Origin of the sequence: Kineococcus rugosus (assembly GCF_050871975.1) — a bacterium.
Lineage (GTDB): Bacteria > Actinomycetota > Actinomycetes > Actinomycetales > Kineococcaceae > Kineococcus.
Window position 1 is genome coordinate 22,310 of the sequence record NZ_JBJLSJ010000049.1, and the last position, 7,539, is coordinate 29,848.

Annotated in this window: 5 protein-coding genes; 3 read left to right on the forward strand and 2 right to left on the reverse strand. The window is 78.7% G+C overall.

Annotated elements, in window-relative coordinates; genetic code table 11:
- Nucleotides 1–12 precede the first annotated feature (12 nt).
- From ACRYM6_RS21125 to ACRYM6_RS21135, 3 genes are all read left to right on the forward strand, one after another.
- The gene (locus ACRYM6_RS21125; protein WP_432544858.1) at nt 13–3,756 is read left to right on the forward strand and encodes a hypothetical protein; all 3,744 of its coding nucleotides are present in this window, start codon (nt 13–15) and stop codon (nt 3,754–3,756) included.
- A complete protein-coding gene (locus ACRYM6_RS21130) occupies nt 3,753–3,902 on the forward strand; it encodes a hypothetical protein (protein WP_432544859.1) in 150 nt (49 codons plus the stop codon). The genes ACRYM6_RS21125 and ACRYM6_RS21130 overlap by 4 nt, the downstream gene beginning before the upstream one ends.
- A 265-nt stretch (nt 3,903–4,167) precedes the next feature.
- Entirely contained in the window at nt 4,168–6,240 is a 2,073-nt protein-coding gene (locus ACRYM6_RS21135) for a putative bifunctional diguanylate cyclase/phosphodiesterase (protein WP_432544860.1), read from the forward strand.
- 17 nt (nt 6,241–6,257) lie between these two features.
- On the opposite strand, the gene ACRYM6_RS21140 is transcribed toward ACRYM6_RS21135, so the two are convergent.
- Together ACRYM6_RS21140 and ACRYM6_RS21145 are read right to left on the reverse strand one after the other, a co-directional pair.
- Nucleotides 6,258–6,905: an SAF domain-containing protein gene (locus ACRYM6_RS21140; RefSeq protein WP_432544861.1), complete on the reverse strand. Its 648-nt coding sequence runs from the start codon at nt 6,903–6,905 to the stop codon at nt 6,258–6,260.
- Between the two features lie 106 nt (nt 6,906–7,011).
- Nucleotides 7,012–7,347 (reverse strand): FmdB family zinc ribbon protein, encoded by a 336-nt coding sequence (locus ACRYM6_RS21145; protein WP_432544862.1) that lies wholly within the window; start codon nt 7,345–7,347, stop codon nt 7,012–7,014.
- Between the last annotated feature and the right edge of the window lie 192 nt (nt 7,348–7,539).

A 7,539-nucleotide genomic window follows, 5' to 3' on the forward strand; every position in this document is an offset into this window, starting at 1 on the left:
AACCTTGTCCCCGTGACGTCTTCCCCCGCACCCGGTCCCGACTCCACGCGTCGGCGCTGGTGGGCGGAGGCGGAGGCCCTGGGCGGCACGTCCGCGCTGCTGGACTGCCCGGTGGGCACCGACGCCGTGCTCGACCTGACCACCGCCCACCCCTCCGGCCTCGCCCAGCTCCTCGCCGGTGGCCCCGCGCCGCTGTCCAGCCTCGTGCGGGAGGCCGGTGCCTTCGCCGAGGCGCGGCGCCGCGCGCGCACCACCCACCGGCTCGCCGGGGCGCTGCTGGCCCAGCGCGGCACCCGGTCGCTGGCCGTGGCCGTGGGCATCGCCGGCTGGTCGCTGGCCGAGGAGGTCGACGCCGCGACGCTCGCCGAGGGCGCGGCGCCGCCGCCGCTGCGCCGCCCGCGGCGCACCCCCGTGCTGCTGCGCCGCTGCACGCTGACGCCGGCCACCGAGGCGCTCGACGACTTCGTCGTGCAGCTGGCCCCGCAGGTGATCGTCAACCCCGTGCTGGTGCGGGTGGCGCGCACCGAGCTGGGCGTGGACCTGGACACCCACCGCATCGGGGCGGCCGTCGGCGCGCACTGGGGCTTCGACCCGAACCCCGCCATGGACGAGCTGCGCCGCCAGCTCGCCGGCACCCGTGGCCTGCGCGTCGAGCGGCGGCTGCTGCTGGCGACGTTCGCCGACCCGGCCGCGGACCTGCTGGCCGACCTGCGTCGCCGCGGTGGCCTCGTGCGCGACCACCGGGTCGTGGCGGCGCTGGCCGCGGGGCGGCCGGTGGCCCCGGCGACCGCCCCGGGCGTCCCCGTCACCGAGGGGTTCTCCCTGGACCCGGCCCAGCGCCGCGCCGTGGAGGCCGTGCTGGCCGGCCGGGACCTGCGGCTGCACGCCCCCACCGGCACCGGCGCCACCCAGGTCGCGGCCGCCGTCATCGCCTCCGAGGTCGCCGCCGGACGGCGCGTCCTGCTCGTCGCCGACTCCGCCGCCGAACGTCGTGCCGTGGACGAACGCCTGCGCGACAACGGCTTCGGTCGTCTCCTGCTGCACCTGGTGGCCGACCTGGACACCTCCGCCGACGACGCGGGGCAGCAGCGGGAGGCCGCGCGCCGGGAGGTCGCCGCGCGTCGCGACGCCCGCCACACCCCGCCCGCCGACCCCGACGTGGCCGGCCCGGCCGCCGCCCTGGACGAGCACGCCCGCGCCCTGCACCGGCCCCGCGAGCCGTGGGGCGTCAGCGCGGCCGAGGCGGTGGAGGCCCTGCTCGCCCTGGCCGAGCGCCCGCTGCCGCCGACGACGAGCCGCCGGCTGCGCGGGGAGCAGCTGTCCGCGTGCTCGCGCGCGGACGTCGACCGCTGGTCGCAGGCGCTCGTCGAGGCCGTCGACCTCGGCGCCTTCGACGTCGCCCCCGGCACGACCCCCTGGGCCGGCGCCGCGCTGCGCACCGCCGAGGACGCCCAGCGGGCGCTGACCCGCGTCGAGGAGCTCATCGGGGAGCGGCTGCCCGCGCTGCGGGCCCTGCTGGCCACCGTCTGCGACGCCGCCGGGCTGCGGGGCGCGGCCTCGGTCGCCGAGGCCGTCGACCGCACCGACCTGCTCGACGGGGTCCGCACCACCATCGGCCGCTTCGGCACCGACGTGTTCGCCCAGTCCCTCGGGGACGTGGCCGCCGCGACGGCCACCCCGCAGTGGCGGCGCGAGCACGAGGTCCGCCAGGGCTGGGTGCGCCGCTGGCGGCTGCGCCGGGAGGCGCGCGCCCTGCTGCGCCCGGAGGTCAGCGCCGGGGACTGGGCCACGCTGCACGACTGGCTGCAGGCGGCCCGGTCGCAGCGGCTGCGCTGGCAGCGGGTCTCGGTGCGCGACAACGCGCCCGTGGTGCCCGACGACCTCGACGCCCTCGTCGCGGCGGTCGACGCGGTGCGGCACGAGCTGACCGCGCTGGCGGAGGTCCTGCCCGAGCGGTCCTGGACCGACCTGGGCGCCGCCTCGCTGCTGGACGTGCAGCTGCCGGAGCTGAGCGCCCTGCTGCGCGGGCTCGCCGCCGACGCCGCCGCGCTGGAGACGCTGCCGCGGCGCACGGTGCTGCTCGACGAGCTCGAGGGGGCCGGGTGGGGCGGACTGCTGGAGGACCTGCGGGCCCGGTGGATGGGCCCGTCCAGCCTGCACCTGCCCTCGGAGGTCGAGTCGGCCTGGTGGAGCGGGGTGCTGGACGCGATCTCGATGGTCGACCCGCTCGTGGGGACCGGGGAGGCGCCCGCGCTGCGCACGGCCCGGCACGAGCTGCAGCTCGCCGTCGCGGCCCGCCGGCGCGTGCGGGCGGCGGCCGTGCGCGACGAGCTCGACGCCCGGTCGCTGGCCTCGGGGCGCGAGGCGGACCTGCTGCCGGTGACGGCGCTGTCCACGGCCGGGGTCGCCCGGCTGGCCGACCAGGTCGAGGAGGCGGACCTGCTGGTCGTCCTGGGTGCGCAGGCCACCACGACCTCCTCAGCGCTGCCCGCCCTGTCCCGGGGCGCCCGGGTCCTCGTCGTCGGCGACCCGGACCTGCCCGGCCCGGCGGACGTGGCCACCGCCCGCGACGAGCAGGCGGTCTCAGGCCCGGTGTCCGGCAGCCTGTTCGCCGACCTCGACGGGGTGCTGCCCACGGAGCGGCTGGACCGCCAGCACGCCCTGCTGGACGACACCCTGCTCTCGGCGGTCCCGGTGCCGGTGGCCGAGACGTCGCTGCCCGGCCCCGGGCACGACGGGCGGGCCACCGCCCGCACCTCCGACCGCCCGCCGGGGGCCCGCCGCGGCCCGGACGCCCTCGTCGACCTCGTGGTGGACACGGCGCTGGCGGCGCTGGTCGCCCACCCCGAGGAGTCCCTGGGCGTCGTGGTGCCCGACGCGGCCGGGGCGGAGCTGCTGTCGGACACGGTGCGCCGGCTGGTCCTGGACCAGCAGCTGCCGCTGGCGGTGGGCCGCGAGCCGCTGCTGGTCGGCACCCCGGTCCGCTGGACCGGCGAGCGCCGCGACCACGTCCTGGTCGTCACCGACGCGGTGCTCAACGGCCCGGCGCTCGGGGCCGCGGGCGACAGCGGTGACGGCGTGCCGACCGGCCGGGCCGAGGCGTGGATGGCGCTGACCCGCAGCCGCCTGCGCACGACGCTCGTCCTGGACGACTCCGGCTGGAGCGACCGCAGCGGGCTGGAGGAGCTGGCCGACGGGCGCGACCTGCTGGCGCGCACGGCGGCGGCCTGGGAGGAGGACGACCTGCGCCGCGCGGAGCCGGGCGGTGCGGTGGCGTTCCACCGGGGCGCCGACGCGGTCGTGCGGACGCTGGCGGCGGCGTGCCGGCGGGTCGGGCTGCCGGTGGAGTGCGAGGTCGGCTCGTCGCGGACCCTGGCGCTGGTGGTGCGCGACCACCGGGCGCGGGCGGGGGTCGGCCCGGCGCTGGTCGTGGAGCTCGACGGGCCGTCGTGGGCGCGGGCGGACGTGGTGGACCGCGAGGTCGACGGGCCGCTGGAGCTGGAGCGGCGGGGGTGGCGGTACGTGCGGGTGCTCACGGCGGACGTGTTCGCCGACGCCGACGCCGAGGCGGACCGGATCGCGGGGCTGTGGCGCGACGCGCTGGCCGACGCCGGTCACGACCTGCCGTGGGTCCTGGACCTGGGGGCCGCGTCGGCGGGGTCGCCGGTGGACGCGCCGGGGGAGGACGCGGCGGGCGGGGCCGACGCGGTGGAGGGGTCCGAGCGGCTCGACGTGACGCGGGCGGACGCGTCGTGAGCCCGCGGGTGCCGGACGACGACCGCGAGGTGTCCCTGGAGGACGAGCGGTCGGCCGACGACCGGGACGAGGGCTGGGGGGAGCGGCCGGGGTCCGGTCGCGACGACGAGTGGTACCTGTCGCAGCGCCCGCCGCACTGGGACTGAGGCCGCGGGCCTGCGCGCCCACCACCGTCAGCACCTTCCGTGACGGTTTCGTTGCACTGAGGCACATGTTCCTGACTGGCCGTGAGAGGACTCTCACTCTGGGTCGATAGTGGCTCGTCGCGCCGCAGATCGATGGGGTGCAGAGCTTCTGCCCCGCTCCGATGACCCCCATGATGGGCGCGGAACCTCGACCGGTGTCCCCCGGGCGGGGGACGTGCGGGAGGTCCCGCGGACGGTCCCCCGGCACGGCGGCGGAAGGTGGAGGATGAGCGGCTCGACGGTCCCGCGCTCGGCGACCGCGCTCCTCGCGCCGCCGGCCACCGCCCGTCCCCGCCGGCGCTGCAGCGCCGTCCCCGTCCTGCGCGACGTGGTCGCCGTCGTCCTGGCCGCCGCCGTCCTGACGGCCGCCGTGGTCGTCGCCCTCGCCGGCCCGGTGCCCTGGCACGTCTCGGCCTTCGCCTCCGTGCTGGCCCTGGTCGTGCTCGTCGCCGACTCCCGGCCGGTGGCCTCCCGCACCGGCGGCCGCGGGGAGGCCCTGCCCGTGTCGTGGGGGTTCCTCGTCGCGCTCGTCGCGCTCGGCCCGGTGGCCCTGGCGCTGCTCGTGCGGGTCCTGCCCACCCTGGTGCGCCAGACCCGCCGCGGCGCCGGTCCCCGGACGCTGGTCGTGGGGGCCGGGGCGTCCGTGGTCGGCGTCCTCGTCTGCAGCGTCGTCCTCGACGCCCTGCTCGGCGGCCCGCGCCCGACCGGGCCCGCCCTGCAGGACCCCGACCAGTGGCCCGCCGTCCTGGCCGCCGGCGCGGCCGGGCTGCTCGCTCAGTGGGGCGCGGACCTGGCCGCCCGGCCGGTCGTCGAGCGCACCCCCCGCCGCCTGGTGCGGACCGGGTCGGCGTCCGGGGCGCTGCTCACGCTGGCCGTCGTCGCCTCGGCCCCCGTGGTCGTCGTCAGCGCCGAGGGCGGGGCGTGGCTGCTGCTCCTGGTGTGCGTCCCGCTGGGCGTGATGCTCGTCAGCGCGGCGATCGCCCGCCGGCACGAGCGGCGCGCCATGGTCGACGACCTCACCGGCTTGCCCAACCGGGACGCGCTGCTGGGGGCCACCGCCCGCGCCCTGCGCGCGGCTGGTCCCGGCTCCGGCCCAGGGTTGCTGGTCGTCGACCTCGACCACTTCAAGGACGTCAACGACACCCTCGGCCACCCCGTCGGCGACGCGCTGCTGCGCGAGGTCGCCGAGCGGCTGGTGGCCCAGGCCCCCGCGCACGCCGTCGTCGCCCGGCTCGGCGGCGACGAGTTCGGCCTCCTCGTGGCCGACGGCCCGGAGGCCGAGGGCCTCGCGCTGGCCGTCGTGGAGGAGATGTCCCGGCCCCTGCGGGTGGGGGACCTGCAGGTCCTGCTGCCGGCCAGCGTCGGGGTCGCGCTGGCCCCCGAGCACGGCACGAGCGCCCCCTCGCTGCTCAAGAGCGCCGACGTGGCGCTGTACCAGGCCAAGGAGGTCCGGGGCCGCGCCTGCACCTACGCCGGCCGTCGCGACGTCAACAGCATCGAGCGGCTGCAGCTGCTCGGCGACCTCGGCCACGCCGTCGACCGCGGCGAGCTGTACGTCCGGTACCAGCCGCAGGTCGACCCGCGCACCGGGCGCGTCGTGGGCGCCGAGGCCCTGGCCCGCTGGCAGCACCCCGAGCTCGGGCCCGTCGCCCCCGACCGCTTCATCCCCCTGGCCGAGCAGTCCGGCCTCATCGACGGGGTGACCGCGCTGGTCCTCGACCAGGCCCTCGCGGCGGCCGCGCGCTGGCGGGCCTCCGGGTTCACGCCGAGCGTCTCGGTCAACCTCTCCGCCCGGCTGCTCACCGACCACGACCTGCCGGCCGTCGTCTCCGCGGCCCTGCACCGGCACGGCCTGGACGCCTCGGTCCTGGTCCTGGAGGTCACCGAGACCGGCATCGTCTCCGACCCCGAGCGGGCCGGGGTCGTCGTGCGCCGCCTGCGGGCGCTGGGGTGCGCGGTCGCCGTCGACGACTACGGCACCGGGCAGTGCTCGCTGACGTACCTCACCGACCTCGAGGTCGACGAGCTGAAGGTCGACCGCAGCTTCGTGACCGGGATGACGGGGGACCGCGCGCGGGCCGTCATCGTCCGCTCGACCGTCCAGATGGCCCGCGAGCTCGGGCTGCGCGTCGTCGCCGAGGGCGTGGCCGACGCCCGCACCCAGCGGGCCCTGGCCGACCTCGGCTGCGACGTCGTCCAGGGCGAGCACGTCGGGGACCCCATGTCGGCCACCGCGCTCCTGGAGCTGCTGCGCCGCCAGGTCCGCGCCCCCGGGGTCGCGCTCGCCGTCGGGGACTGAGGAGCGGGCCCCCGCCCTCACGAGCGCACCGTCAGGACGGTCCGCCCGGCCGCGGCGGCCAGCCGCGCGGCGGCGGCGGCGTCGACGGCCACCAGGACCGACGTCGCCGCCCGCGCGTCGCCACCCGGCAGGACCGGGTCCGCCGCCGCGGGCAGCCGCAGCACCACGACGTCGGCGGCGATGCGCTCGGCGCCGGTCGCCGCGCCGGTGACCGGGTCCTGCGTCCGGGCCAGCACGTCGACCCGCACCCCGGGTGCGAGCGTCTGCAGCAGCGCGGGGTCGCCCACGTCGACCCCGGCGGCGACCGTCCCCGGCGGCTGCCCGGTCAGCAGCGGCCCGGTCGTGGTGCGCGCGTCGGTCAGCACCTCCCCGCGCCGGACCGGTGAGGCCAGCACGGCGCCCTCGACCTGCGCGAGCACCCCGTCGGGGACGGCCCGGTCCTGCAGCTGCGCCGTGGTGACGTCCGTGCCCGTCAGGACGGCGCCGGTGGGCAGGTCGCGGGCGGCCACCGGCACCGGGCGCAGCTGCGGGGCCGGTGGCGCGAGCGTGGCCACCGTGACGCCACCGGCGGCGGCGACCAGCCCGGCGCACAGCCAGCGGCGGATCAGCCGGCGCCGGCGGCGGTCGCCGGGGCCGAGGGGGACGGGGCTGGAGGGGACGGGCATGCCCGGACGCTAGGTGCGCCCGGGACGTGGGCCCCGGACGCGACAGGCCGCCCGGGGACGGCGGGCGTCCCGGGGCGGCCTGTGGAGACGGCGGTGACCTCGCCGGTCAGGCGGCGGAGGTGCTCCCGCTGGACGACGACGAGGACGACGACGAGGAGGAGGACGACGACGTCGAGGACGACGTCGAGGACGACGTCGAGGAGGTGGACTCCTTGGCCGGCGCCGAGGCGCTGGACCCGCCGGAGCCCTCCGACGAGCTCGACGACCCGCGGGAGTCGTTGCGGTAGAAACCCGACCCCTTGAAGACGATGCCGACGTTGTTGAACAGCTTCCGCAGCTGACCCGAGCACTCCGGGCAGATCGTCAGGGCGTCGTCGCTGAAGGACTGGCGGACCTCGAAGGAGTGTCCGCACGACTGGCAGCTGTAGGCGTAGGTGGGCACGCGATCTCCGTAAGCTCCTGGGACCCACTGGCACTCGGGTCGGTCGAGTGCCAATGGTACTCGGCGTGGGGGGGGGGGGGGGGGGGGGGGGGGGGGGGGGGGGGGGGGGGGGGGGGGGGGGGGGGGGGGGGGGGGGGGGGGGGGGGGGGGGGGGGGGGGGGGGGGGGGGGGGGGGGGGGGGGGGGGGGGGGG

What these genes read in the sequence shown, in the direction of transcription:
- ACRYM6_RS21135 (WP_432544860.1), top strand. Translation starts at nt 4,168, where the DNA reads ATGAGCGGCTCGACGGTCCCGCGCTCGGCGACCGCGCTCCTCGCGCCG.
- ACRYM6_RS21140 (WP_432544861.1), bottom strand. Translation starts at nt 6,905, where the DNA reads ATGCCCGTCCCCTCCAGCCCCGTCCCCCTCGGCCCCGGCGACCGCCGC.